At 61.5% G+C, this 25,017-nt stretch carries 25 protein-coding genes; 20 read left to right on the plus strand and 5 right to left on the minus strand.

Annotated features, from left to right (window positions below):
- Positions 1-107 precede the first annotated feature (107 nt).
- Both G471_RS0108570 and G471_RS0108575 read left to right on the plus strand, forming a co-directional pair.
- Entirely contained in the window at positions 108-434 is a 327-nt protein-coding gene (locus tag G471_RS0108570) for a molybdopterin-binding domain-containing protein (protein WP_028994993.1), read from the plus strand.
- Entirely contained in the window at positions 434-1,273 is an 840-nt protein-coding gene (locus G471_RS0108575; protein WP_028994994.1) for an HDOD domain-containing protein, read from the plus strand. The genes G471_RS0108570 and G471_RS0108575 overlap by 1 nt, the downstream gene beginning before the upstream one ends.
- On the opposite strand, the gene G471_RS0108580 is transcribed toward G471_RS0108575, so the two are convergent.
- Positions 1,274-2,431, minus strand: a complete 1,158-nt coding sequence (locus tag G471_RS0108580) for an NnrS family protein (protein ID WP_028994995.1) — start codon at positions 2,429-2,431, stop codon at positions 1,274-1,276. It lies immediately after the preceding gene.
- Between the two features lie 172 nt (positions 2,432-2,603).
- Between G471_RS0108580 and G471_RS0108585 the strand changes: the two genes are divergently transcribed.
- The 4 genes from G471_RS0108585 to G471_RS0108600 all read left to right on the plus strand — a co-directional run bounded on the left by G471_RS0108585 (position 2,604) and on the right by G471_RS0108600 (position 6,078).
- Positions 2,604-3,860, plus strand: a complete 1,257-nt coding sequence (locus tag G471_RS0108585) for a nitronate monooxygenase (protein WP_028994996.1) — start codon at positions 2,604-2,606, stop codon at positions 3,858-3,860.
- Positions 3,861-3,938: 78 nt separating this feature from the next.
- The gene (locus G471_RS0108590) at positions 3,939-5,108 is read left to right on the plus strand and encodes a porin (RefSeq protein ID WP_043421250.1); all 1,170 of its coding nucleotides are present in this window, start codon (positions 3,939-3,941) and stop codon (positions 5,106-5,108) included.
- Between the two features lie 4 nt (positions 5,109-5,112).
- Positions 5,113-5,544: a type 2 periplasmic-binding domain-containing protein gene (locus G471_RS0108595; protein ID WP_051295380.1), complete on the plus strand. Its 432-nt coding sequence runs from the start codon at positions 5,113-5,115 to the stop codon at positions 5,542-5,544.
- A gap of 93 nt (positions 5,545-5,637) precedes the next feature.
- Complete coding sequence (locus tag G471_RS0108600) at positions 5,638-6,078, plus strand: CBS domain-containing protein (protein ID WP_028994999.1); 441 nt, start codon at positions 5,638-5,640, stop codon at positions 6,076-6,078.
- On the opposite strand, the gene G471_RS0108605 is transcribed toward G471_RS0108600, so the two are convergent.
- The 3 genes from G471_RS0108605 to G471_RS0108615 all read right to left on the minus strand — a co-directional run bounded on the left by G471_RS0108605 (position 6,072) and on the right by G471_RS0108615 (position 8,840).
- A complete protein-coding gene (locus G471_RS0108605; RefSeq protein WP_028995000.1) occupies positions 6,072-6,803 on the minus strand; it encodes a tRNA pseudouridine(65) synthase TruC in 732 nt (243 codons plus the stop codon). The genes G471_RS0108600 and G471_RS0108605 overlap by 7 nt on opposite strands.
- Positions 6,796-7,779, minus strand: a complete 984-nt coding sequence (locus G471_RS0108610) for an HpcH/HpaI aldolase/citrate lyase family protein (RefSeq protein WP_028995001.1) — start codon at positions 7,777-7,779, stop codon at positions 6,796-6,798. The genes G471_RS0108605 and G471_RS0108610 overlap by 8 nt, the downstream gene beginning before the upstream one ends.
- Positions 7,780-7,847: 68 nt before the next feature.
- Positions 7,848-8,840, minus strand: a complete 993-nt coding sequence (locus tag G471_RS0108615; protein ID WP_028995002.1) for a malate dehydrogenase — start codon at positions 8,838-8,840, stop codon at positions 7,848-7,850.
- A gap of 224 nt (positions 8,841-9,064) precedes the next feature.
- Between G471_RS0108615 and G471_RS0108620 the strand changes: the two genes are divergently transcribed.
- The 14 genes from G471_RS0108620 to G471_RS0108685 all read left to right on the plus strand — a co-directional run bounded on the left by G471_RS0108620 (position 9,065) and on the right by G471_RS0108685 (position 23,675).
- On the plus strand, positions 9,065-9,793 hold the full coding sequence (locus G471_RS0108620; RefSeq protein ID WP_028995003.1) for a GntR family transcriptional regulator: 729 nt from the start codon (positions 9,065-9,067) through the stop codon (positions 9,791-9,793).
- Positions 9,794-9,923: 130 nt separating this feature from the next.
- On the plus strand, positions 9,924-10,304 hold the full coding sequence (gene sdhC, locus G471_RS0108625; protein ID WP_028995004.1) for a succinate dehydrogenase, cytochrome b556 subunit: 381 nt from the start codon (positions 9,924-9,926) through the stop codon (positions 10,302-10,304).
- Positions 10,301-10,648: a succinate dehydrogenase, hydrophobic membrane anchor protein gene (gene sdhD, locus G471_RS0108630; protein WP_028995005.1), complete on the plus strand. Its 348-nt coding sequence runs from the start codon at positions 10,301-10,303 to the stop codon at positions 10,646-10,648. The genes sdhC and sdhD overlap by 4 nt, the downstream gene beginning before the upstream one ends.
- A gap of 2 nt (positions 10,649-10,650) precedes the next feature.
- Entirely contained in the window at positions 10,651-12,435 is a 1,785-nt protein-coding gene (gene sdhA, locus G471_RS0108635) for a succinate dehydrogenase flavoprotein subunit (protein ID WP_028995006.1), read from the plus strand.
- 12 nt (positions 12,436-12,447) lie between these two features.
- Entirely contained in the window at positions 12,448-13,158 is a 711-nt protein-coding gene (locus G471_RS0108640; protein WP_028995007.1) for a succinate dehydrogenase iron-sulfur subunit, read from the plus strand.
- Positions 13,158-13,424 carry an FAD assembly factor SdhE gene (locus G471_RS0108645; RefSeq protein ID WP_028995008.1) on the plus strand — a complete coding sequence of 89 codons (267 nt, stop codon included), beginning with the start codon at positions 13,158-13,160 and terminating at the stop codon, positions 13,422-13,424. The genes G471_RS0108640 and G471_RS0108645 overlap by 1 nt, the downstream gene beginning before the upstream one ends.
- Positions 13,425-13,489: 65 nt before the next feature.
- Entirely contained in the window at positions 13,490-14,788 is a 1,299-nt protein-coding gene (gltA, locus tag G471_RS0108650; RefSeq protein WP_028995009.1) for a citrate synthase, read from the plus strand.
- A gap of 99 nt (positions 14,789-14,887) precedes the next feature.
- A complete protein-coding gene (locus G471_RS0108655) occupies positions 14,888-17,728 on the plus strand; it encodes a 2-oxoglutarate dehydrogenase E1 component (RefSeq protein WP_425387150.1) in 2,841 nt (946 codons plus the stop codon).
- A gap of 24 nt (positions 17,729-17,752) precedes the next feature.
- The gene (odhB, locus tag G471_RS0108660; RefSeq protein ID WP_028995011.1) at positions 17,753-18,988 is read left to right on the plus strand and encodes a 2-oxoglutarate dehydrogenase complex dihydrolipoyllysine-residue succinyltransferase; all 1,236 of its coding nucleotides are present in this window, start codon (positions 17,753-17,755) and stop codon (positions 18,986-18,988) included.
- Between the two features lie 75 nt (positions 18,989-19,063).
- Positions 19,064-20,485: a dihydrolipoyl dehydrogenase gene (gene lpdA / locus G471_RS0108665; protein ID WP_028995012.1), complete on the plus strand. Its 1,422-nt coding sequence runs from the start codon at positions 19,064-19,066 to the stop codon at positions 20,483-20,485.
- 101 nt (positions 20,486-20,586) lie between these two features.
- Positions 20,587-21,705, plus strand: a complete 1,119-nt coding sequence (gene zapE, locus G471_RS0108670) for a cell division protein ZapE (protein WP_028995013.1) — start codon at positions 20,587-20,589, stop codon at positions 21,703-21,705.
- A gap of 10 nt (positions 21,706-21,715) precedes the next feature.
- Positions 21,716-22,513 carry a hypothetical protein gene (locus tag G471_RS17135; protein WP_051295381.1) on the plus strand — a complete coding sequence of 266 codons (798 nt, stop codon included), beginning with the start codon at positions 21,716-21,718 and terminating at the stop codon, positions 22,511-22,513.
- A gap of 234 nt (positions 22,514-22,747) precedes the next feature.
- Positions 22,748-23,005 carry a YjhX family toxin gene (locus tag G471_RS0108680; protein ID WP_028995014.1) on the plus strand — a complete coding sequence of 86 codons (258 nt, stop codon included), beginning with the start codon at positions 22,748-22,750 and terminating at the stop codon, positions 23,003-23,005.
- 16 nt (positions 23,006-23,021) lie between these two features.
- On the plus strand, positions 23,022-23,675 hold the full coding sequence (locus tag G471_RS0108685; RefSeq protein WP_043421253.1) for a GNAT family N-acetyltransferase: 654 nt from the start codon (positions 23,022-23,024) through the stop codon (positions 23,673-23,675).
- A 68-nt stretch (positions 23,676-23,743) separates the two neighbouring features.
- Here G471_RS0108685 and G471_RS0108690 read toward each other — a convergent pair whose 3' ends face one another.
- Positions 23,744-25,015: a bifunctional O-acetylhomoserine aminocarboxypropyltransferase/cysteine synthase gene (locus G471_RS0108690; protein WP_028995016.1), complete on the minus strand. Its 1,272-nt coding sequence runs from the start codon at positions 25,013-25,015 to the stop codon at positions 23,744-23,746.
- Between the last annotated feature and the right edge of the window lie 2 nt (positions 25,016-25,017).

Below are 25,017 nucleotides of genomic sequence, written 5' to 3' on the forward strand. Positions count from 1 at the left end.
TATTGGCTAGATGCTAGCGCGTTGGGATAAGCGAATTTCCTTGACCTTGCTATTAATAAAACTCAAAATATGACGTAAATAACAAACAGAATACATTTGTGACAATCATGAAACAGCGTTTGCGTTATCTCCCGTTGAACGAGCTTGTCGAAGGCATGGTGCTCGGTGCTTCGCTGACCATCGCCGAGCATGGTGTCACCAACTTCGCCTTGCCGGCCGGCCATGTGCTCACCGAAGACAATCTCTGCCAGATCGCCCGTCGCGGTGGGGAGTTTGCCTGCGTTGCCGAGGAAGATCAGCGCAGCGAGGAAGACCGGGCAGCCGAGCAGGTGGCACACGCGGCGCAGCTGCAGCGCATCTTCGCCAACGCCGACAAGGAACGGCCCGCGGTGGCCGGACTGTACGCAGCCGTCCTGGCCTACCGGAGCCTCTGATGCCACTGCATCTCAAGGAAAGCGAGATCATCGAACGGGCGGCCCTGTTGCCGGCCTTTCCCACCGTCGTCAATGAAATTCTCGAAACCCTGGACGACGAGAATGCAGCGATGGGCGCTCTGATCAATCTGGTCGAACGCGATCCGGTGATCACTGCGCGTGTCCTGTCGATCGCCAACGCGGCCGTCATGGCTGGGCGGACCCAGCGTGACCTGCGCGACATGCAGGTCGCCGTCTCGCTGATCGGCTTGTCGAAACTCCGGGAAATCGTGCTCGCCGTCAGCCTGGCAAAGTTCTCCCGCGAAAGCGGCATGGGCAGCCATTTCTGGGAGCACAGCATTGCCGTGGGCGTGGCCGCCCAGGAATTGTCGCGGATCGGTCACTGTTCCCGCGATTTCGCGCTGGTCTGCGGGTTGCTGCACGATATCGGCCAATTGTGGATGGCGCGTTGCCATCCGCTGGAATTCCAGATGGTGCGGATGAGCATGGAGCAGGCGCCGGACCTCGACATCCTCGACGCCGAAATCTGGCACTTCGGCCTCGATCACTGCACCATCGGTCGGTTGCTAGCGACTGCCTGGCATCTGCCGGCGTCGGTCATCTCCGCCATTCAGCATCACCACGATGCGCATCCGCCGGCCGACAAGCTGATCGCGGTGACGCATCTGGGCGAAGCGGTGGTCAATGCGCTGAACATCGAGCGCCACAATCACGCCAGCGTTCGCCATGTTTCGGCAACCGCCTGCGACGTGCTGGGCATCGACTGGCGCGACGATTTCAACTTCCTGTTTGGCCGGATCGAGGCGCGCTCACGCAACCTGACCCGGATCTTTTCCTGATCAGTGCTCCCGGCCGTCGATACGCGGTTTCAGCATCATCGGGATATAGCGCCAGCCGAGCAGGCCGAACGCCAGTAGCCAGCAGCTTGCGGCGGCGTGGATGCTGGCCAGGTAAAGGTTGGGCGCGAATTGCGGAAGGCCGACGCGGATCGTCAGCGCCGCCAGCATGAGGTATAGGATGCTCCGGTCCAGCCCCGAAAACACCACTTTCCTGCCGGTATGCCCGTTGGCGATGCGGATGATCATCGCCGGGATGACGCAACCCATGGCGCCGAAGGTGAATAGGTGGGTAGTCACCGAGCCGACCCAGGCGGGGGCGACGAATTGCGCCAGTGCGGACAGCAGCAACTGACCGGCGATGGACAGGTAGCCGACGTACATGATGCCGATGTCGATGCGGCGCAAGGCCAGCAGCGGTTTCCAGAAGACGAAGCGGACCATCAGCAGTAAACCCAGTGCCAGCGACAAGGCGGCGCCAATGTTTGCGGGCAGCAGGAAGCTGCCGACCAGGATCAGGCCAATCAGTTTGATCGGCATGTCCAGTCGCGGCTGGCGCAGGATCTGCACCTGGAAGGCGGCTTTCATGAACTGGGTCAGGGTGCGTTCGAGCATGACCAGGAAAGCCAGCCGGAACAGCGCCAGCGTCATCTCGCTGCCGGCGCCGAAGTCGCCGTGCAACATCAACTGCTTGGCGACGATGAAGGCCGGCAACAGGACGACGAAGAAGGCATTGTCGCGGTAACTGTCCTGGTCCCGGTAGCGGATCAGTGTCCACAACAGCATGGCCACGATGCTGCCGAGAAAAAGGTTGTTGGACAGCAGGAGCAGGGGGGGCGGCCAGGCGCCACCGTAGCTCATGCCCAGGCGTTCGAGCAACCAGGCAATAGTGAGAAAGGCGAGGGCGGTGCCGTGGTGGCCGCGGATATTGACCCAGTTCTTGGTCGAGGTCAGCAGGAAGCCGCCGAGCACCGCCCAGCCGAAGCCGAAAAACATCTCGTGGGCGTGCCAGCGCAACGCGTCGACCGGACTCGAATCGAGGTTCGCGGCACCGGAATAAACCATCGCCCAGGCCAGCGGCAGCAGCGCACCGGCGAGACAGCCGAGCAGGAAAAAGGGGCGAAAGCCGACCAGCCAAACCGGGTGATGCAGGAATCTCATGGCGCAACCGTTTCAAATAATGCGTAAAACGTCGCAACTTTACCAAGTGGGCGTGGCCGAATATTTGATTTATCCGATGGCGGCGCACAGTCGCCGGGACATTGGCGTAAAATCACGCCCTTGACCGGGCATGGAGAGAGACATCAGCCCGGCAGGTTTTTTAAGGACAAAGATGAAGCGTGTTGATGATTTCCGCTTGCGTTTCGGCAAGCACGAGCTGGTTCCGATCATGATCGGCGGCATGGGGGTCGATATTTCGACCGCCGATCTGGCCCTGGAGGCGGCGCGCCTCGGCGGCGTCGGTCACATTTCCGACGCGATGATCAACACGGTCTCCGATCGGCGCTACGAAACCAAGCACGTCAAGGAAAAGCTCGCGCTGTACAAGTACAACGTCAATAACGAGGACAAGTCGCCGGTCAAGTTCGACCTCGGTCGCCTCGAAGAAGCGACCCGCCTGCACGTCGAAGCGACGATGGCACGCAAGCAGGGCAGCGGCATGGTCTTCATCAACTGCATGGAAAAGCTGACCATGAACGCGCCGCGCGAGACCCTCAAGGTCCGCATGTCGGCCGCGCTCGATGCCGGTATCGACGGCATCACGCTGGCCGCCGGCCTGCATCTCGGCTCCTTCGGCCTGATCGAGGATCACCCGCGTTTCCGCGATGCCAAGCTTGGCATCATCGTTTCCTCGGTCCGCGCCCTGCAGCTCTTCCTGAAGAAGAGCGCACGCACCAACCGCATGCCCGACTACATCGTCGTCGAAGGCCCGCTGGCCGGTGGTCACCTCGGCTTTGGCATGGACTGGGCGCAATACGACCTGGCGACCATCGTCGCCGAGGTCATGCAGTACCTGAAAGATGAGCATCTCGATATTCCGGTGATTCCGGCCGGTGGCATCTTCACCGGTACCGACGCGACCCAGTTCCTTGAGGCCGGCGCAGCCGCCGTCCAGGTGGCGACGCGCTTCACGGTGGCCGAGGAATGTGGCCTGCCCGACGCCGCCAAGCAGGAATACTTCAAGGCGACCGAGGACGACATCGAGGTCAACCAGATCTCGCCGACCGGTTACCCGATGCGCATGATCAAGTCCAGCCCGGGTATCGGCGACGGCATCCGCCCGAATTGCGAAGCCTATGGCTACCTGCTCGACGCCACCGGCAAGTGTTCCTACATCACCGCGTACAACCGCGAAGTCGCCGCGCACCCCGAGGCACGCAAGGTCAAGGTCTGGGACAAGACCTGCCTGTGCACGCACATGCGCAACTTCGAAATCTGGACCTGCGGCCAGCTGACCTGGCGTTTGAAGGACACGACCCGCAAACTGGACGACGGTTCTTATCAGATGCTCAGCGCTGAACATATTTTCAAGGATTACCAGTTCAGTACGGATCAGCAAGTGGCCTTGCCGGAGCCTTCGGCAGGCTAATTCAAACGGAGGCCAGGCATGCCCGGGCTAGGAAATCGTTTCTGTCGCCGGGGGGGCTGGCAGCGTCTGGCCTTCCTGTTGTCCTCCGGTCTGTTCTGCGCCGCTGCGCTGGCGGCGCCCGGTGATTCCTTCAGTATCCAGGGCTTTGGTACGCTGGGCGCGGTGCGCACTACCACCGACCAAGTCGAATTTGTCCGCGATCTGTCACAGGCGCGCGGGGCAACCGACAAATGGACCGGCAAGACCGATAGCGCCCTGGGGCTGCAGGCCAACTGGCAGGTTAATCCCCAGTGGCAGGCGGTGGCGCAGGTGCTTAGCCGCTATCGCTTCGACCGGACTTTTCATCCCGAAATGGCTTGGGCTTTCGTCAAGTTCGAGCCCTCGCCCAACCTGAGTTTGCGGGCCGGTCGCCTGGGAACCGAATTCTTCATGCTGGCCGATTCGCGCTGGGTCGGCTATTCCTTCCTCACGGTCCGTCCGCCTGGCGACTATTTCTGGCATCTTCCGTTCTACAGCATTCACGGTGCCGATGCCTCGCTGGCTGTTTCGCTCGGTGAGGGAGTCGTTCGCGGCAAGGTGTTCTACGGACAGTCGCGCGGTCACATTCCGCTGGCCGACGAGCAGTGGGATATCCGTCGCTCGCCCATGCTTGGCGGCTATCTCGAATATCAACTGGGCGGGCTTCAGCTGCGCGGCAGTTACGCCAATATTCGTTTCCGCAACGATCTGCCGCTGGCGCCGGTGCTGGCCAGAGAGAAAAACATTGTTTTGCCGGCCGCTGCTGCCGAATATCTGAAAACCCGCGATACCCGAACGCATTACTATTCGCTCGGCCTGGTCTATGACAAGGGGCCGTTCCAGGCGCAGTTGATGCTGAACCACATCGACCAGGGGACCCGCGCGTTGAGCGATTCGAATGCCGGTTATCTCTTGCTGGGCTACCGGATTGGCAAGATGACGCCGTTTGTTGGCTATTCGCGCGTTCTCTCCAGGAAATATGCTAAACCCGAGCTCGGTGATCCTCTCTCGAATGACGTGGCAGCGTATGTGATCGAAGATTCGCACTCCGATCAGAAAACCATTTTTGCCGGTGCCCGCTGGGATGTTGCCCGCAATGTCGCGCTCAAGGCGCAGTGGGACGGTATCCGTGGCGATTCGTCCTCGCTCTTTCCTTATCGCAAGGATGACCGTAGCCGCTGGGATGGGCGCATGGATGTCTTCTCGTTAAGTCTGGACTTCGTGTTCTGAGCACATGCGCCGACTTCTTTTCAAGATTTTCCTCGTTCTGCTGGCCAGCCTGGGGCCGGGTATCGCCCTGGCCGAACTGGTCGTGGTCGTCAACGCGCGTAATGGCGTTGCCGCGATGACGCGTAACGAGGTCATCAACGTCTTTTTCGGGCGCAATCGTCAATTCTTCAACGGGGTTGAGGCGATGCCGGTTGATCTTGACGATGCTCATCCAAAGCGTGCGCAGTTCTACAAACTACTGGTTGGCAAGGATGTTTCGGAGATCAACGCCTATTGGTCGCGCCAGGTGTTCACCGGGCGCATGCAGGCCCCGCCGCGTCTCGCCTCGACCGAGGAAGTCGTCAAGTGGGTGGCGGCCAATCCCGGCGGTATCGGTTTTGTCGAGTTGTCACGGGCTGACGCACGGGTGCGCGTGGTTTATGAACTAAAGCGTTGACCGGCTTGTCTCCAATCTTGTGCCGACAGTCATAAAGCCACAATATACGGCTGTCAGGCTGACACCTGATTCATAACGACAAGGAGACAAGACATGCCCAGAAGAATGATTTCCGATGTGCTCGAGGGTCGCCCGCTGATCACGGCAACCCCGGACATGACCGTTCGTGCAGCCAGTCGGCTGATGGCGGAAAAAAGGATAGGTGCGCTGCTGATCCTGTCGGGCGGTAGCATTGCCGGCATCTTTACCGAGCGCGATGCACTGAACAAGGTGCTGGCGGCTGGCCTGGATCCCGATGCCACAAACCTGTCAGCGGTGATGGTGGCGGACCCGCTGACCATCCGCGAAGACAAGCCCTTGTCGCATGCGCTGCACATGATGGCCGAGGAAGGTTTCCGCCATGTGCCGGTCGTCGACGCTGGCGGACGGGCGGTCGGCATGGTTTCGGCGCGCGATGCGCTGGGTCAGGACATGATCGAGCTTGAAGGCGACATGCGCCGCATGGAGGCGCTGGAGTCGTCGATCGGCTACTGAGCCAGGGGCCAGTCGAAACGTTCGAGCAGGGCGGCGAAGCTGTCGCCCGGCGGGCATTTCAGCTTGATGCTTCGGCCATCCACCGGGTGGCTGAAGCCCAGTTGCGTACACGCCAGCAGCAAGCGGTCGCAGCCCAGGGTTTCCGCGAAATAACGGTTGTGCCTGCCTTTGCCGTAAGTGGCGTCGCCGATGATCGGGTGGGCGATGTGCTTGAGGTGGCGGCGCAATTGATGTTTGCGGCCGGTGACCGGTTCCAGTTCAAGCAGCGCGTAGCGGCTGACCGGGTAGCGGTCGACCTCGACCGGTAATTCGATGCTCGCCAGACGGCGGAAATGGGTTAGTGCGGCCTGGGCTTCCTGGCTGCTGCGTGCGCCCTGGAATTCGTAATCGTCGCGCTGGCGCGTCAGCGGGTGATCGATAGAGCCGTTCTCGGGCGGATGGCCGCGAACGACGGCGAGATAGCGTTTGCTGACCTGACCCTCGGCAAACTGCCGGCCGAGCAGGCTGGCGATTTCCGAACTCAATCCGAACAGCAGGATGCCCGATGTGCCGCGGTCAAGCCGGTGCGCCGGCCAGACTTTCCGGCCGATCTGGTCGCGCAGGATCTGGATCGCGAAACGCGTTTCGTGGCGGTCGATCTCCGAGCGGTGGACGAGTAGCTTGGCCGGCTTGTCGATGGCGACGATATGCTCGTCGCGGTAGAGGATTGGCAGGGTTTCAGGCAAAGAAACGCTGCTTCGCTGCGTCGGGAAGCTCCATGCCGGTGACGTGGGCACGGTCGAGCAACTCCCAGTAATAGCGGTAGGAGGCGCGGTCGTGCAGCTTGCCGGCGTGCTGGATCGGTCCCCAGTCCTTGTCCTGGGCGGCGATCAGAATTTCGCTGGCAGCCTGGACTTCGGAAAAGTCCGGACGCATGGCTTCGACGATGGGCTGAATCTGATTGGGGTGGATGCTCCACATGCGCAGATAGCCGAATTCGCGGCGGGCACGCAGCGCGTCGTTGCGGATGGTGTCGATGTCCTTGAGTTCGGTGGTCACGTTGTGCGACGGCACCACGCCGCAGGCCAGGGCGGCAGCGCTGATTTCGCACTTGGCGCGGGCGACCAGCGGATGGTCGAACTGGCCGGGGCTCTTCATGGCGCTGCCGGGAATCGCGCCGTGGTGACCGGAAACGAAGTCCATCAGGCCGAAGTCGAGCGATTCGACACCGGGCAGGGCAGCGATCTGCCAGACTTCGCGCAGGGCGCCGTGAGTTTCGATCAGGACGTGAACGGGAATCGGCTGGGCGATGCCGCAGCGCTGCTCGATCTCGCGCAGGGCGGCGATCTGCGTCTGCACATCGGCGGCGCTGCAGGGCTTGGGCAGGGTGATGAAGGGCAGGCGACGGCCGGCGATGCCGACCAGGATTTCCAGGTCCTGGCGCCAGTGGGCGTGGGTCACGTCGTGAATGCGGGCGCCGACCCGGTGGTAGCGGTTGTCGTCGGACAGGATCAGCGCTGCGGCCATTTCGGCGTGTTCGCGCTCGGCGCCAGCATGGGCGCCGTCTTCGCAATCGCAGGTGATGTCAAAGATCGGGCCGAGTTCCTGCTGCAGTTGCAGGGCCTTCTTCATCAGTTTTTCCGAACCGGCGTAGTGATCGACGGCGGGCAGGATGGGGAAGGGTTTTTCACCCGCGAACAGGACGTGCTTGGGATGGCGCATGGAATATCGTCGGACAAATGAAAAAGGCCGCGGTATTTTACCGCGGCCTTTCCGGGTGCTGAAAAGGATTACAGCATGCTGGCGACGGCGGCGCGCTCGTCTTCCAGTTCCTTCAGGGTGATGGCGATCTTGCTCTTGGCGTAGTCGTCGATCTCCAGGCCCTTGATCAGGGTGAAGGTGCCGTTCTTGCACTCGCACGGGAAGCCGAAGACCAGGCCTTCCGGGATGCCGTAGCCGTTGTCGGCCGGTGCCGGGATACCCATCGTGACCCACTCGGAAGAACCGAGGTGCCAGTCGCGGATGTGGTCGATGGCGGCGTTGGCGGCCGAAGCAGCGGACGACAGGCCACGGGCGTCGATGATGGCGGCACCGCGCTTGCCGACGGTCGGCAGGAAGACGTCGTTGTTCCAGGCGGCGTCATTGATGAGGCTCTTGACGCTGTCGCCGTTGGACGTGACGAAACGGTAGTCGGCGTACATCGACGGCGAGTGGTTGCCCCAGACGACCAGTTGCTTGAGCGAGGAGACCGGACGGCCGGCCTTCTGGGCCAGTTGGGTCAGCGCACGGTTGTGGTCGAGGCGCAGCATGCCGTGGTAGTTGTTCGGGTTGGTGCGGCCAACCTTGATCGCTGCCGAGCGGGCGATGTAGGCGTTGGTGTTGCAGGGGTTGCCAACGACCAGGACCTTGACGTCTTCCTTGGCGTTTTCAGCGATGGCCTTGCCCTGAACCGTGAAGATCGCGCCGTTGGCGGTCAGCAGGTCGGCACGTTCCATGCCGGGGCCGCGCGGACGGGCGCCGACCAGCAGGCAGACGTCGGCGTCCTTGAAAGCGACGTTCGGGTCGTCGGTGGCGACCATGCCGGCGAGCAGCGGGAAGGCGCAGTCGTCGAGTTCCATCATCACGCCCTGAACAGCCTTCTGGGCTTGCGGCAGGTCGAGCAATTGCAGGATGACCGGCTGGTCCTTGCCGAGCATTTCGCCCGAGGCAATACGGAACAGCAGGCTATAACCGATCTGGCCGGCGGCGCCGGTGACGGCAACACGCATGGGGGCTTTGGACATGAGTCGCTCCTGGTCTTGAGTAGCTTGGTTAAATTGTGTTTGCGCATCCAGTTGCCGAATTTTTCTGAGCTTGCGTTGGGTCGGCAGTGGAAGCGCGGATGTTAGAAGTTCGGCGTGGCGCTGTCAATTCATCATGTGTCTTATATAAGACAACTTTTCGTGGACGCTGCACCGGAATTGTGCTGAAATCCCGGGCCATGACCCGTGATGCAAACCGTTCCGCAATGCGCTCGACGGCGCCTACGTTCAGTCCGCTCTACCGGCAGATCAAGGATTTCCTGATCGCCAGCCTGGAGCGCGGCGAGTGGGGGCCGGGCGACGCGATCCCCAGTGAAGGCGAACTGGCGCAACGTTTCAACGTCAGCCAGGGGACCGTGCGCAAGGCCATCGACGAAATGGCGGCCGAAAACATGCTGGTCCGTCGCCAGGGTAAAGGAACCTTTGTTTCCACGCACAGCGACCCGCGTTCCTTCTACCGTTTCCTGCGGCTCTTGCCGGACGATGGGGTGGCTGTTCCGTCGGTCAGCAAACCTTTTTTCTGCGAAAAGATTCCGGCTTCTCCTGAGGTTGCGCGCGAGCTTGGTCTGCGACTCGGTGATCCGGTCATTCATGTCAAGCGTCTGCTCAGTTTTGCCGGCCAGACCGTCGTTTTCGACCAGCTCTATCTGGTGGGCGATCTGTTCAGTGAACTGACGCTGGAGGCGCTGCGCGCCGGCGAACGCTCGCTCTACAGTCTGTTTGAAAGCGATTTCGGCGTGCGCATGATCAGCGCCGAGGAGCGCCTGCGCGCGGTTGCCGCGGACGCGGAAAGTGCCGGTCATCTGGGGGTGGATGTCGGCGCCCCTTTGTTGCTGGTCGAGCGTACTGCTTACACCTATGGCAACAAGCCGGTCGAGTGGCGTCGCGGCCTGTATTGCACGGCACATCACTATTATCGGAATGACCTTGGTTGATCCGGGGTTATGTTGGTCGCAAAAGCACAGCATGACGCGCTTTGCGGGCGTTTTTTAGCTGTATAATTACGGCTCTTTTCAAACCACGTACAAGCGGATAATCCGCACTCTTACGCGAGGGATGGTGTTCATGGCAGAGATGTCCATCAAGAAAAAACGTCCAAAAAACTTGGACTTGACGACCATCAGGTTGCCGTTGCCTGGCAAGGTTTCAATTCTGCATCGTGTCAGCGGTGCCGGCTTGTTCCTGTGCCTTCCGGTAATCGTCTGGCTGTTCGGCGCCAGCTTTGAGTCGCCCGAGGCCTTTTCGGCGGTCACTGGAATGTTGCTGGTTAAGGTGATCATTGCCGGTCTGATCTGGGCCTTCGTGCATCACTTCTGCGCTGGTATCCGCTTCCTGCTGCTGGATCTGCATGTCGGCATCGAGAAGGAAGCCGCCCGCAAGTCGGCGGCGGTCGTGTTCGCTGTCAGCATTCCGCTGACCCTGATCCTGTGGGGGGTTCTGCTGTGATCAATCGTATCGTTGTCGGCGCCCATTACGGTCTCAAGGACTGGATTGCCCAGCGCGCCACTGCTGTTGTCATGGCTGTGTATACGGTGGTGATGGCGGCTGTCCTGCTCATCGCCCAGCCTTCGGGCTTCGAGGCCTGGAAAGCGATTTTCGCCATCGGCGTGATCAAGTTCCTGACCTTCCTGTTCTTCGTCAGCCTCTTCTACCATGCCTGGATCGGCATGCGTGACCTGTGGATGGATTACATCAAGCCGACCGGCCTGCGCCTGTCGCTGCATGTGCTGACCGTTACCCTGCTGGTGGGTTACACCGCCTGGGTTGCCGCGATTCTCTGGAGGCTGTAAGCGTGAGTATTCCTGTTCTGAAATTTGATGCGGTCATCGTCGGTGCCGGTGGCGCCGGTCTGCGTTCCGCAATCCAGTTGTCCGAAGCCGGCCTGAAGACGGCCGTTCTGTCCAAGGTCTTCCCGACCCGTTCGCATACCGTTGCTGCCCAGGGTGGTGTTGCTGCCTCGCTCGGCAACTCCGAGGAAGATCACTGGCACTGGCACATGTACGACACCGTCAAGGGCTCCGACTGGCTCGGCGACCAGGACGCGATCGAGTTCATGGTGCGCAAGGCCAACGAGTGCGTGGTCGAGCTCGAACACTACGGCATGCCGTTCGACCGTACCGACGACGGCAAGATTTACCAGCGTCCGTTCGGCGGCCACATGTCGAACTTCGGTGAAAAGCCGGTGCGCCGTTCCTGTGCTGCCGCTGACCGTACCGGTCACGCCATGCTGCACGCGATGTACCAGCGCAACGTCAAGGCCAACACCCAGTTCTTCGTTGAATGGATGGCCCTGGACCTGATCCGCGACGCCGAAGGTCATGTCGTCGGCGTCACGGCGATGGAAATGGAGACCGGTCAGGTCGTCATTTTCCACACCCGCGCCACCATCTTCGCGACCGGCGGTGCCGGCCGTATCTATTATTCTTCGACCAATGCCTTCATCAATACCGGTGACGGCCTGGGCATGGCGGCACGTGCCGGCATCCCGCTCGAAGACATGGAGTTCTGGCAATTCCACCCGACCGGCGTCGCCGGTGCCGGCGTGCTGATTACCGAAGGCGTCCGTGGCGAAGGCGGCATTCTGCGCAATGCCAACAAGGAACGCTTCATGGAGCGCTACGCGCCGAACGCCAAGGATCTGGCGTCGCGCGACGTGGTTTCCCGCGCCATGACCACCGAAATCAACGAAGGCCGCGGTTGTGGCGTCAACAAGGACTATGTCCTGCTCGACATCACCCACCTCGATCCGAACACCATCATGAAGCGCCTGCCGGGTATCCGTGAAATCGGCCTGCAATTCGCCGGTGTCGATTGCATCAAGGAACCGCTGCCGGTCGTGCCGACCTGTCACTACCAGATGGGCGGCATCCCGACGCATTACTCCGGTCGTGTCGTGACCCCGCAGAACGGCGACTACAACGCTGTCGTTCCGGGCTTTTACGCTGCCGGCGAATGTGCCTGTGCCTCGGTGCATGGCGCCAACCGCCTTGGCACCAACTCGCTGCTCGACCTGCTGGTCTTCGGCAAGTCAGCCGGTGATTCCGCCGTGGAAGACCTCAAGGCCGGCAAGGCCCATCGCGAACTGCCGAAGGACGCTGCCGAGCAGTCGCTGGCCCGCATCTCTGCCATCGACAACCGCAAGGGCGGTGCCAACGTGCACGAAACCCGTCTGGCCATGCAGCGCACGATGCAGAACCACGCTGGCGTGTTCCGTTTCGGCGACATGCTCAAGTCCGGCGTCGAGAAGATCCTCGAAGTCGAGAAGGCCGCTCGCGAGCTCGAGATCAAGGACAAGTCGATGGCCTGGAACACGGCCCGTACCGAAGCCCTCGAAATGGAAAACCTGATCGAGGTCGCCAAGGCGACGATGCTCTCCGCCGAGGCCCGCAAGGAATCGCGCGGTGCTCACGTCCGCGACGATGCGCCGGATACCCCGGAATTCCCGAACGGTCGCAACGACGCCGAGTGGCTCAAGCACACGCTGTTCAATCCGGTCGACAACAGCATCACGTACAAGCCGGTCAACATGCAGCCGCTGACCGTCGAACCCATCGCGCTGAAGACGCGTTCGTACTAATCGGAGAAGAACATGAGCAAACGTACGGTTCAATTCAGCATCTACCGCTACGATCCGGACAAGGACGACGCGCCCTACATGCAGGACATCTCGGTCGAGCTCGAGCCGACCGATCGCAAGCTGCTTGATGCCCTGACCAAGCTGAAGGCGAAGGACGACACGCTGTCGTACCGTCGTTCCTGCCGCGAAGGCGTCTGCGGTTCCGATGCGATGAACATCAACGGCAAGAACGGCCTGGCCTGTCTGACCGACATCGACGAACTGAAGCAGCCGATCGTGCTGCGTCCGCTGCCCGGTCTGCCGGTCATCCGCGACCTGATCGTCGACATGACCCAGTTCTTCAAGCAGTACCACTCGATCAAGCCCTACCTGATCAACAACGATCCGGCGCCGGAGCGCGAGCGTCTCCAGTCGCCGGAAGATCGTGAAGAGCTGAACGGCCTCTATGAGTGCATCCTGTGTGCCTGTTGCTCGACCTCCTGTCCGTCGTTCTGGTGGAACCCGGACAAGTTCGTCGGCCCGGCTGGCCTGCTGGCTGCTTACCGTTTCATCGCCGATACGCGCGACCAGGCGACCAACGAGCGCCTCGACAACCTCGAGGACCCGTACCGTCTGTTCCGTTGCCATACCATCATGAACTGTGTTGACGTGTGCCCGAAGGGTCTGAACCCGACCAAGGCCATCGGCAAGATCAAGGACATGATGGTCGCCCGCGCCGTCTGATGGAACGCCAGGACTACGAACGCCTGCGCTGGCGTTGCATCCGCCGCGCACTGCTCGAACTCGACATCACGCTGACGCGTTTTCTCGACGACGGATTCGATCAGTTGACCGAGGAAGAGCAGGCGGCGTTCGTGGATCTGGTCGCGCTGGAGGACCACGACCTCTGGTACCTGATCAGCGGCAAGGAAGAATGTAACGAGGATGAGGCACGCTTCGTGCCCGTCGTCGAAAAACTACGTAAGTGTTCAGTAAGGTTAGCGGGCTAATTTTGTAACGTTGACCGTATTTTGGCAGCGCAGTGATAACCAACACCTGTAAAGGGAATAAAACCATGACGACCGAACGCAAGGCAACTCTGAGTATCGACGGACAAGCACCTGTCGATTTCCCGATCATGTCCCCGACGCACGGCAACGACTGTGTCGACATCCGTACCCTGGGCGGCAAGACCGGCCTGTTCACCTACGACTCTGGTTTCCTGTCCACCGCCAGCTGCAAGTCCAAGATCACCTTCATCGACGGCGACAAGGGCGAACTGCTGTACCGCGGTTACCCGATCGAGCAACTGGCCGAGAACTGCAACTTCCTGGAAGTTGCCTACCTGCTGAAGAACGGCGAACTGCCGAATGCCACCGAGAAGCTCAATTTCGAAACCACCATCAAGAAGCACACGATGGTACACGACCAGCTGACCCGTTTCTACAACGGTTTCCGTCGTGACGCGCATCCGATGGCCGTCATGGTCGGTGTCGTTGGCGCCCTGTCCGCCTTCTACCACGAAGCCATGGACTACTCGGATGCCGAGCACCGCAACATCAGCTTCAACCGTATCGTGGCCAAGCTGCCGACCATCGTCGCCATGGCTTACAAGTACAACACCGGCGCACCGTTCCTGTATCCGGACAACGATCTGGACTACACCGCCAACTTCATGCGCATGATGTTCGGCAACCCGTGCGAGAAGTACGTGCCGAATCCGGTGCTGGTCCGCGCCCTTGACGTCATCTTCACGCTGCACGCCGACCACGAACAGAATGCCTCGACCTCGACCGTCCGTCTGGCCGGTTCGTCGGGCGCCAACCCGTTTGCCTGTATCTCGGCCGGTATCGCCTGTCTGTGGGGTCCGGCACACGGCGGCGCGAACGAAGCCTGCCTGCAGATGCTGGAAGAAATCGGCGACGTTTCGCGTGTTGGCGAGTACATCAAGCGTGCCAAGGACAAGAACGATTCGTTCAAGCTGATGGGCTTCGGTCACCGCGTCTACAAGAACTTCGACCCGCGCGCCAAGCTGATGCGCAAGGTGTGCAATGACGTTCTCGGCGAACTGGGCCTGGAAAACGATCGCCTGTTCAAGCTGGCCATGGAACTGGAAAAGATCGCGCTGGAAGATCCGTACTTTGTCGAGAAGAAGCTCTACCCGAACGTCGACTTCTACTCTGGTATCGTCCAGAAGGCGATCGGTATCCCGACCGAGATGTTCACCTGTATCTTCGCGCTGGCCCGTACGGTCGGCTGGATGACGCAGTGGGAAGAAATGATCTCCGATCCGGAATACAAGATCGGCCGTCCGCGTCAGTTGTACATGGGCGCTGCCAAGCGCGACGTGGTACCGCTCGCCCAACGCGGCTAATAAAAAGAATCGGGCGGCCGTGGGCCGCCCTTTTTTACATGCGGAGAATTGTCGGACTGCAACCGCAGCGACAGAGAACAAACCCTGGTGGGGACGCCTATGACTACGATGAACGATAAATTCGACAGCACGCTTTACTTTGGCGGTAACGCACCCTTCGTCGAAGAAATTTACGAAAACTACCTCAACGATCCGACCTCGGTTCCGGCCGAGTGGCGCGATTACTTCGATCACCTGGCTCAGATGCCCGGCTTTGTCGCCCGCGATGTGGCGCACGCCCCGGTGGTCTCGGCTTTCGCCGAACTGGCCAAGAGCGGTGGCTTCAAGCCGGCCGCCCCGGCTTCGTCGACGACCGAACACAAGAAGCAGTCGGCCGTCGGCCAGCTGGTCACCGCCTACCGCTCGCTCGGTACGCGCTGGGCCGATCTCGATCCGCTCAAGCGCCTGCCGCGTCCGAAGCTCGACGAACTGGAGCCGTCCTTCTACGGCTTCACCGACGCCGACCTGAACCAGACCTTCAACGTCGGTTCGCTCAAGGGTCTGCCGGAAAACGCCAAGTTCAGCGACATCCTCGAAACGCTGAAGCAGACGTACTGCGGCACCATCGGTGTCGAGTACATGTACATGACCGATTACACCGAGAAGCGCTGGCTGCAGGAAAAGCTGGAAAGCATCCGCTCGCGTCCGACCTTCAACGTTGACCAGAAGAAGCGCATCCTTGAGCGCCTGACGGCAGCCGAGACCCTTGAGCGCTACCTGCATACCAAGTATGTCGGCCAGAAGCGCTTCTCGCTCGAAGGCGGTGAATCGCTGATCGTCGCCATGGATGAGGCCGTGCGTACCGGCGGCGCCATGGGCGTTGACGAAGTCGTCGTCGGCATGGCCCACCGCGGTCGCCTGAACGTGCTGGTCAATACGCTGGGCAAGGCCCCGTCAATGCTCTTCGCCGAATTCGAAGGCAAGAAGAAGAGCGACCTGTCGGCCGGCGACGTCAAGTACCACATGGGCTTCTCGTCTGACGTGCAAACCCCGGGGGGCGCCTGCCACCTGACGCTGGCCTTCAACCCGTCGCACCTCGAAATCGTCAACCCGGTTGTTGAAGGCTCGGTCTATGCCCGCCAGGTTCGTCGCGGTGAAGGCAGCAAGCACAAGGTCATGCCCATCCTGATCCACGGCGATGCCGCCGTTGCCGGTCAGGGTGTCAACCAGGAAATGCTCAATTTCTCGCAGACGCGCGGTTACGGCGTCGGCGGCACGCTGCACATCGTGGTCAACAACCAGGTCGGTTTCACCACCTCCGACCCGCGCGATTACCGTTCCGGCCACTATTGCACCGACATCTTCAAGATGTCCGATGCCCCGATCTTCCACGTCAATGGTGACGATCCGGAAGCCGTGGCGCTGGTTACCCAGCTGGCCGTCGAATATCGCCAGACCTTCCAGAAGAACGTCGTCGTCGACATCATCTGCTACCGCAAGCTCGGTCACAACGAGCAGGACGAGCCGATGGTCACGCAGCCGCTGATGTACAAGATCATTGCCAAGCATCCGGGTACCCGCAAGCTGTACGGCGACAAGCTGATCGCCGAAGGCACGCTGCCGGCCGACGGTCCTGACCTGATGATCAAGGAATACCGCGAGCACCTGGACAAGGGCGAGCTGCTGTACAACCCGGTGCTGGCCGGCTACAAGCATCCGATGACCATCGACTGGACGCCGTTCCTGACGAAGAACTACATCGAGACCTGCGATACCCGTGTGCCGGTTGCCGAACTGCAACGCCTGGCTCAGCGCCTGACCACCTTGCCGGAAGGCTTCACGCTGCATTCGCGCGTCAAGAAGATCGTCGAGGATCGCGCCGCGATGGGCGAGGGCAAGCTGCCGGTCGACTGGGGTATGGCCGAGAACCTGGCCTACGCTTCGCTGCTGGTTTCCGGCTACGGCGTCCGCATCTCCGGTGAAGACGTCGGTCGCGGTACCTTCTTCCACCGTCATGCTGCCTTCCACGACCAGAACCGTACCAACTGGGACACCGGCACCTACCATCCGCTGAAGAACCTGCAGGAAAAGCAGGCCGGCTTCCAGTGCTACGACTCGGTCCTGTCCGAAGAGGCCGTGCTCGCCTTCGACTACGGCTACGCTTCGGCCAACCCGTACGAGCTGGTGATCTGGGAAGGTCAGTTCGGCGACTTCGCCAACGGTGCCCAGGTCGTCATCGACCAGTTCATCGCTTCCGGCGAAGCCAAGTGGGGCCGCGCCTGCGGTCTGGTCATGCTGTTGCCGCACGGCTACGAAGGTCAGGGTCCGGAACACTCATCCGCCCGCCTGGAACGCTTCATGCAGTTGTGCGCCGAAATGAACATGGAAGTCTGCGTGCCGACCACGGCCGCCCAGGTCTTCCACATGCTGCGCCGTCAGGGTGTCCGCATGCAGCGCAAGCCGCTGATCGTCATGTCGCCCAAGTCGCTGCTGCGCCACAAGGATGCCGCCTCGTCGCTGGAAGAACTGGCCAACGGCGAATTCCAGCGCGTCATCGGTGAAGTGGACGACCTCGATGCGAAGAAGGTCAAGCGCGTTGTGCTGTGCTGCGGCAAGGTCTACTACGACCTGGTCAATGCCCGTCGCGAGAAGAAGATCAACGATATTGCCATTGTCCGTCTCGAGCAGTTGTATCCTTTCCCGAAGGAATCGCTCGAACAGGAGCTGGCCAAGTATCCGAAGGCGACCGAAATCGTCTGGGCCCAGGAAGAACCCCGCAACCAGGGGGCCTGGTACTGGATCGCCTCGCGTCACCACCTGGATTCGCAACTCGGCAGCAAGCAGAAGATGCTGCTGGTGTCCCGTCCGGCTTCCTCGTCCCCGGCGGTTGGCTATCTGGCCAAGCACAACGAGCAACAAAAGGCACTGATCGAGTCCGCCCTGGGCAAGATCGAGTACTGATAACTAAAGCAGAGTGGAGTCACCATGAGCATTATCGAAGTTCAAGTTCCGCAACTGTCCGAGTCCGTCGCCGAAGGCACGCTGGCTTCCTGGAAGAAGAAGATCGGCGAAGCCGTCGCCCGCGACGAAATCCTGATCGACATCGAAACCGACAAGGTCGTCCTCGAAGTGCCGTCGCCCGGCGCTGGCGTGCTGGTCGAAATCATCAAGGCTGACGGCGAGACCGTGGTTTCCGGCGAACTGATCGCCCGGATCGACACCGCTGCCGTCGCTGGTGCGGCTGCACCGGCCCCGGCTGCCGAAGCACCGAAGGCTGCTGCGCCTGCCGCCGCCCCGGCCCCGGCCGCTGCTGCACCGGCCGGTACGGCCAGCCCGGCTGCCCGCAAGATCCTCGACGAGAAGGGCATCGCTGCCGCTGACGTCGCCGGTTCGGGTCGTGGTGGTCGCGTGACCAAGGAAGACGCCGTGGCCGCCCAGGCCAAGCCGGCTGCCGGCCCGGTCGTTGCTGCCAAGTCGACCACCTCGCTGCCGGTGCCGCCGACCGGTGTCGCCCTCGGTGACCGCACCGAAGAGCGCGTGCCGATGACCCGTCTGCGCGCCCGCATCGCCGAGCGCCTGCTGCAGTCGCAACAGACCAACGCCATCCTGACCACGTTCAACGAAGTGAACATGGCCCCGGTCATGGCCCTGCGCAAGCAGTACGGCGAGAAGTTCGAGAAGACCCACGGCGTTCGCCTCGGCTTCATGGGCTTCTTCGTCAAGGCTGCCTGTGCCGCCCTGCAGAAGTTCCCGATCCTGAACGCTTCGGTTGATGGCAACGACATCGTCTACCACGGCTACATCGACATCGGTATCGCTGTCGGTTCGCCGCGCGGCCTGGTCGTGCCGATCATCCGCAACGCCGACCAGATGTCGATCGCCGACATCGAGAAGAAGATCGCCGAGTTCGGCAACAAGGCCAAGGATGGCAAGCTGTCGATCGAAGAACTGACCGGCGGTACCTTCTCGATCTCGAACGGCGGCATCTTCGGTTCGATGATGTCCACCCCGATCATCAACCCGCCGCAATCCGCGATCCTCGGCATTCATGCCACCAAGGACCGCGCCGTGGTGGAAAATGGTCAGGTCGTCGTGCGTCCGATCAACTACCTCGCCATGTCCTACGATCACCGCATCATCGACGGCCGTGAAGCCGTCCTCGGTCTGGTGGCCATGAAGGAAGCGCTGGAAGATCCGGCCCGTCTGCTCCTCGGCGTCTGATCGACGTTTGCCGGCGCCAGTGCCTGATTCCAGGCGCTGGCGCTTTTGCACATCTGAAATCTGAAAGGTTTACACATGTCCAAGCAATTCGACGTGCTCGTCATCGGTGGTGGCCCCGGCGGCTATGTTGCCGCCATCCGCGCTGCTCAGCTCGGCTTCAACACCGCCTGTGCCGAATCCAACGCCTATGCCGATCCCAAGGGCGAACCGCGTCTTGGCGGTACCTGTCTGAACGTGGGCTGCATCCCGTCCAAGGCCCTGCTGCGCTCTTCGGAACTCTACGAAGAAGCCAATCATTCCTTCGCCATGCACGGCATCTCGGCCAAGGGCGTCAGCATTGACGTCGGCACCATGATCGGCCGCAAGAACACCATCGTCACCCAGCTGACCGGCGGCATCCGTGGCCTGTTCAAGAAGAACAAGGTCACCGGCCTCAACGGTCACGCCAGCTTCGCCGGCAAGGAAGGCGAACTGTACAAGGTCAAGGTTGGCGAGGAAGAAGTCCTGGCCAAGCACGTGATCATCGCTACCGGCTCCAAGCCGCGCCACCTCGACGGCATCCCGGTCGATAACAAGGTGATCTGCGACAACGTCGGCGCGCTCGATTTCGACGCCGCGCCGAAGCGTCTGGGCGTCATCGGCGCCGGCGTCATCGGCCTGGAAATGGGCTCGGTCTGGCGTCGTCTCGGTACCGACGTCACCGTGCTCGAAGCCGCTCCGGACTTCCTGCCGTTCGCCGACCAGGACATCGCCAAGGAAGCGCTCAAGCTGTTCACCAAGCAGGGCCTGAAGATCACCACCGGCATCAAGCTGGGCAAGGTCTCGGTCGCCAAGAAGGGTGTCACCGTCGAGTACGAAGACAAGGACGGTGCCAAGAAGCTCGAATGCGACAAGCTGATTGTTTCGGTCGGTCGCATACCGAACACCGACGGCCTCAACGGCGACGCCGTTGGCCTGAAGCTGAACGAGCGCGGCCAGGTTGAAGTCAACGGTCACTGCCAGACCAACCTGCCCAACGTCTGGGCGGTCGGCGACGTCGTTCGCGGTCCGATGCTGGCGCACAAGGCCTCGGAAGAGGGCGTCATGGTTGCCGAACTGATCGCCGGTCAGGCCGGTCACTGCAACTTCGAGACGATCCCGGGCGTGGTCTACACCCATCCGGAAATCGCCTGGGTCGGCAAGACCGAACAGCAGCTCAAGGCCGAAGGCATTGCCTACAAGCCGGGCAAGGTGCCGTTCATGGCCAGCGGCCGGGCACTCGGCAACGGCGACGCCAGCGGCTTCGTCAAGGTCCTGGCCTGCGCCAAGACCGACCGCATCCTCGGTGTGCACATCATCGGCAACAGCGCCTCCGAGCTGATCGCCGAAGCTGTCGTCACGATGGAGTTTGCTGGTGCTTCCGAAGACCTCGGCCGCATCTGCCACGCCCACCCGACGCTGTCGGAAATCGTGCACGAAGCTGCCCTGGCCTGCGACAAGCGCTCGCTGCACTTCTAAGCCCGGTTTTTCCGGCACAAAAGGCGGTTGCGGTGACGCAACCGCCTTTTTTATTTGCGAAAATAGCGACTCTTCCCCCAATCCAGAATAACGACGCCTCGATGCCTCATAAAAAACTCAATGTCTCCCCGACCGGGATGCTCGATGCCTACAATGCGCTGCTTGCCGAACGCGGCTATGTTGCCGACGCGGCGCAGATGGCGGCGGCGAATGCCCTGCAGAACCTCTACACCCAGTTGCTGCAATTCAAGGTGCAGCGCGGCAGCACCCTCAAGCGCCTGCTCAGCCCGCCCAAGCCGCCCAAGGGCGTGTATTTCTGGGGTGGCGTCGGGCGCGGCAAGAGCTTCCTGATGGATTGCTTCTACGACTCGGTCCCGTACCGGCGCAAGAAGCGCCTGCATTTCCATTCCTTCATGCAGCAGATTCACCGCGACCTGGAGAAATTCAAGGGCGAGCCCGATCCCATGCTGAAGCTGGCCGAGTCCATCGCCAAGGACGTGCGCCTGCTCTGTTTCGACGAATTCCACGTCTCCGACATCGCCGATGCAATGATCCTCGGCCGCCTGCTCGAAGGGCTTTTTGCCAATGGCGTGATCCTGGTGATGACTTCGAACTACCCGCCGGACCGGCTCTACCCGAACGGCCTGCATCGCGAGAGCTTCCTGCCGGCCATCGCCTTGCTGAACCGCAATCTCGACGTTTACGAAGTCGAAGCCGGCATCGATTACCGCTTGCGCGCGCTTGAGCAGGTCGAGATCTATCACCATCCTGCCGACGATGCCGCCGAAGCCAAGATGCTCGAATACTTCCACATGGTGGCCGGCGAGGAGGGCAAGCGCGGCGGACATATCGAGGTGCTGGATCGCGATATCCCGACGGTGCGGCGGGGGCATGGCGTGATCTGGTTCGACTTCCGCACCCTCTGCGGTGGTCCGCGCTCGCAGAACGACTATCTCGAAATCTCACGCAGTTACCATACCGTGCTGCTCTCGAAGATACCGAAAATGACCGTGCACCAGGCCTCGGAGGCGCGTCGCTTCACCTGGCTGGTCGATGTCTTCTACGACAACAAGGTCAAGCTGATCGCCACCGCCGACTGTGCTGCCGACGCGCTGTACACCGAGGGTACCCAGGCCAGCGAATTCAAGCGTACAGTAAGCCGTCTGACCGAGATGAACTCGCGTGAATATCTGGCCCAGCCGCATATCGTCGCACCCTGAGGAGAAGACCATGCGCCAGCGTCTGCATACCCTGTTCGGCCTGTTTCTGCTGTGCTGGATCGGCATCGTCCAGGCGCAGTCGCTGGAGGTCATCGAACTCAAGAGCCGGACGGTCGATGAAGTGCTGCCGGCACTGCTGCCGCTGGTCGAGCCGGGCGGCACGCTGACCGGCATGAACAACCAGCTGTTTCTGCGCACCTCGCCGCGCAACCGCGAGGACATCAAGCGGGCGCTGGCGGCGATCGACAAGCCGGCCCGGCGTTTGATCATCCACGTGGCCCACGATCGCCAGCAACAGTCCGCCAACCGTGGCGCGGAAGCCGTCGGTCAGGTCATCTTCGGCGGCAAGCCGCAGGCCAGCGTCGATGCGCGCGTCTGGGATACCCGCAGCCAGCGCGGCGAAAATGCCGCCCAGCGGGTGCAGACCGTGGAAGGCGGCCGTGCCTTCATCCAGGTCGGTCGCTCGCTGCCGGTGCCGATGCGCCAGGTTGCCGTCGGTCCGGGCGGTGCCATCGTCAACGACAGCGTCGTCTATCGCGACATCGGCAGCGGCTTCCACGCCAGCCCGCGGGTCAGCGGCGATCGGGTAACGCTGGAAATCTCGCAGCAGGCCGAACAACTGGAAGGGCGGGGCGTGATTGCCGGACAACGACTGGCAACCACGGTCAGCGGCCGGCTCGGCGAATGGATGGAACTTGGCGGCACCGGCCAGCAGGCGAACACGCGCCAGGGCGGTTCGTACAGCGTCGGCACCGGGCAGATGCGCGATGCGCGTTCGATCTGGCTGATGGTCGAGGAAATCGACTGAGCCTGGTGCTGCAGCATGGCTTTTTTCAGGGCTATAATGCAGGCCTTGGCAGCCCAGTGGAACCACGGCGCTGACCTCCATACCTTTTGATAGGCTCAGTATGTTGGAGAGTGTAGCAATCCGATAACACAGTCCCGAAGTCCGGACTGTCTGTTATCGCCATGCAAGAACCGTCGCGATCACCCTGATCAGGGTGGCCGCTGTCCTGCATTTGATTGCTACAGACTCTCAAAAATGAACCTTTCAAGACCCGAGCAGAGGACTTTGCACGTCCTCGCCAAAGGTGGCCGTATCGTCCATAGGCGCGATGAACAGGGCCACATCACTTCCATCGACTGTTACACCCGCGAAGGCTTTGTGCTGGCGGACTGTACGCTTTCCGTCTTTAAAAAGCTGCGAGGCAAGCGCCTGATCAGCTCAAAGGACGGACTCCCCTACCGGATCAACGCAAGCGGTTTGCGCGCCGTTCGTCCGCAACTCGACAATCAGTAATCCACTGGACTGAAACATGAAAACTACGATCAAGATCGAAATCCGTCCTGAAACGGAAGCCGACCATCAGGCGGTCGCGCTGCTCAATCGCGAGGCCTTCTGGAATCTCTACCGGCCGGGCTGCGACGAGCACTACACCGCGCATCGCTTGCGGACGCACGAAGATTTTCTGCCCGACCTGACTTTTGTCGCCGAGGTCGATGGACAGATCGTCGGCAGCATCATGTACGCCCGCTCATGGGTGATCAACGCCCTGGGCGAGCGCGTGGAAACGGCCACTTTCGGGCCCTTGTGCGTGCATCCGGCCTGGCAGCGGCGGGGCGTCGGTACGGCGCTGATCGCTCATACCCGGGCATTGGCGGCGGCGCGGGGCTATCCGGCGATCATCATCCTCGGTGACCCGCACAATTACTGCAAACACGGTTTCAAGACCGGCAAGGATTTCGGTGTCAGCGCCATCGACGGTAGCTACCCCCTGGCCTTGCTGGTACTGGAGTTGCGTCCGGGCTTCTTTGCCGCCAGTCCGCAGTGGAAACTGCAGACCAGTACCGTGTATGAATTCGCTGCTGCCGATGCGGAAGCCTATGACGCGAATTTCCCGCCCAAGGAAAAGAAGCACCAGTATTCGCAGGATCTGTTTTCGATGCTGGTGCGCGCCGTCGTGGCCTAGCGGAAAATCCGAAGCCATGAAAAAACCCGGCCTGTTGTGGCCGGGTTTTTTCTGACTGAGTTCGTCGATCAGGCGGCGTTGAGTGCCTGATCGAGATCGGCGATCAGGTCGTCGACGTGCTCGATGCCGACCGACAGGCGGATCATGTCTTCGGAGACGCCGGCCTTGGCCAGTTCTTCCGGCGACAGTTGGCGGTGCGTGGTCGACGCCGGGTGGCAGGCGAGCGTCTTGCAGTCGCCGATGTTAACCAGGCGGGTGACCAGTTGCAGTGCATCCTGGAACTTGCCGCCGCCTTCGCGCCCACCCTTGACACCGAAGTTGAGGATGCCGGATGCGCGGCCGCCCATGTACTTCTGCACCAGCGCGTGGTCCTTGTGATCGGGCAGGCCGGCGTAGTTGACCCAGCTCACCTTCGGATGCTTCTGCAGGAACTGGGCGATCTTCAGCGAGTTGTCGCAGATGCGGTCCATGCGCAGCGCCAGCGTCTCGATGCCCTGCAGGATCAGGAAGGCGTTGAACGGGCTGATCGCGGCGCCCATGTTGCGTAGCGGCACGACGCGGGCGCGGCCGATGTAGGCGGCAGCACCGAGCGCTTCGGTATAGACGACGCCGTGGTAGGAGACGTCCGGCTCGTTGAGGCGCTTGAACTTCGCCTTGTGCTCGGCCCACGGGAACTTGCCGCTATCGACGATGATGCCGCCGATGGAATTGCCGTGGCCGCCGAGGTACTTGGTCAGGGCGTGCACGACGATGTCGGCGCCGTGCTCGAACGGGCGGCACAGGTAGGGCGACGGCACGGTGTTGTCGACGATGACCGGGACACCATGCTTGTGGGCGACTTCGGCGAGTTTTTCGAAATCGGTGACATTGCCCAGCGGGTTGCCGACCGATTCACAGAAGACGGCCTTGGTCCTGGCGTCGATCAGCTTTTCGAAGGCGTCCGGGTCGCGGTAGTCGGCGAAGCGCACTTCGATGCCGTACTGCGGCAGGGTATGGGCAAACAGGTTGTAGGTGCCGCCGTACAGCGTGGACGAGGTGACGATGTTGTCGCCGGCTTCGGCAATCGTCTGGATCGACGCGGTGATCGCCGCCATGCCGGAGGCCATGGCCAGCGCGGCAACGCCGCCTTCCATCGCGGCGACGCGCTTTTCCAGCACGTCCTGGGTCGGGTTCATGATCCGCGTGTAGATGTTGCCGGCGACCTTGAGGTCGAACAGGTCGGCGCCGTGCTGGGTGCTGTCGAAGGCGTAGGAGGTGGTCTGGTAGATGGGGACGGCGACGGCCTTGGTCGTCGGGTCCGGGCTGTAGCCGCCGTGTACGGCGAGGGTTTCGATCTTCATGC

The organism is Azonexus hydrophilus DSM 23864 (assembly GCF_000429605.1).
GTDB classification, from domain to species: Bacteria; Pseudomonadota; Gammaproteobacteria; order Burkholderiales; family Rhodocyclaceae; genus Azonexus; species Azonexus hydrophilus.

Coding starts and splice junctions, on each gene's coding strand:
- G471_RS0108645 (WP_028995008.1), top strand. CDS start 13,158: ATGGAACGCCAGGACTACGAACGCCTGCGCTGGCGTTGCATCCGCCGC.
- G471_RS0108680 (WP_028995014.1), top strand. CDS start 22,748: ATGAACCTTTCAAGACCCGAGCAGAGGACTTTGCACGTCCTCGCCAAA.
- G471_RS0108575 (WP_028994994.1), top strand. CDS start 434: ATGCCACTGCATCTCAAGGAAAGCGAGATCATCGAACGGGCGGCCCTG.
- G471_RS17135 (WP_051295381.1), top strand. CDS start 21,716: ATGCGCCAGCGTCTGCATACCCTGTTCGGCCTGTTTCTGCTGTGCTGG.
- G471_RS0108570 (WP_028994993.1), top strand. CDS start 108: ATGAAACAGCGTTTGCGTTATCTCCCGTTGAACGAGCTTGTCGAAGGC.
- G471_RS0108640 (WP_028995007.1), top strand. CDS start 12,448: ATGAGCAAACGTACGGTTCAATTCAGCATCTACCGCTACGATCCGGAC.
- gltA (WP_028995009.1), top strand. CDS start 13,490: ATGACGACCGAACGCAAGGCAACTCTGAGTATCGACGGACAAGCACCT.
- G471_RS0108610 (WP_028995001.1), bottom strand. CDS start 7,779: ATGCGCCATCCCAAGCACGTCCTGTTCGCGGGTGAAAAACCCTTCCCC.
- G471_RS0108595 (WP_051295380.1), top strand. CDS start 5,113: ATGCGCCGACTTCTTTTCAAGATTTTCCTCGTTCTGCTGGCCAGCCTG.
- zapE (WP_028995013.1), top strand. CDS start 20,587: ATGCCTCATAAAAAACTCAATGTCTCCCCGACCGGGATGCTCGATGCC.
- G471_RS0108685 (WP_043421253.1), top strand. CDS start 23,022: ATGAAAACTACGATCAAGATCGAAATCCGTCCTGAAACGGAAGCCGAC.
- G471_RS0108585 (WP_028994996.1), top strand. CDS start 2,604: ATGAAGCGTGTTGATGATTTCCGCTTGCGTTTCGGCAAGCACGAGCTG.
- G471_RS0108600 (WP_028994999.1), top strand. CDS start 5,638: ATGCCCAGAAGAATGATTTCCGATGTGCTCGAGGGTCGCCCGCTGATC.
- G471_RS0108655 (WP_425387150.1), top strand. CDS start 14,888: ATGACTACGATGAACGATAAATTCGACAGCACGCTTTACTTTGGCGGT.
- sdhC (WP_028995004.1), top strand. CDS start 9,924: ATGGCAGAGATGTCCATCAAGAAAAAACGTCCAAAAAACTTGGACTTG.
- lpdA (WP_028995012.1), top strand. CDS start 19,064: ATGTCCAAGCAATTCGACGTGCTCGTCATCGGTGGTGGCCCCGGCGGC.
- G471_RS0108615 (WP_028995002.1), bottom strand. CDS start 8,840: ATGTCCAAAGCCCCCATGCGTGTTGCCGTCACCGGCGCCGCCGGCCAG.
- odhB (WP_028995011.1), top strand. CDS start 17,753: ATGAGCATTATCGAAGTTCAAGTTCCGCAACTGTCCGAGTCCGTCGCC.
- G471_RS0108690 (WP_028995016.1), bottom strand. CDS start 25,015: ATGAAGATCGAAACCCTCGCCGTACACGGCGGCTACAGCCCGGACCCG.
- G471_RS0108580 (WP_028994995.1), bottom strand. CDS start 2,431: ATGAGATTCCTGCATCACCCGGTTTGGCTGGTCGGCTTTCGCCCCTTT.
- G471_RS0108620 (WP_028995003.1), top strand. CDS start 9,065: ATGCGCTCGACGGCGCCTACGTTCAGTCCGCTCTACCGGCAGATCAAG.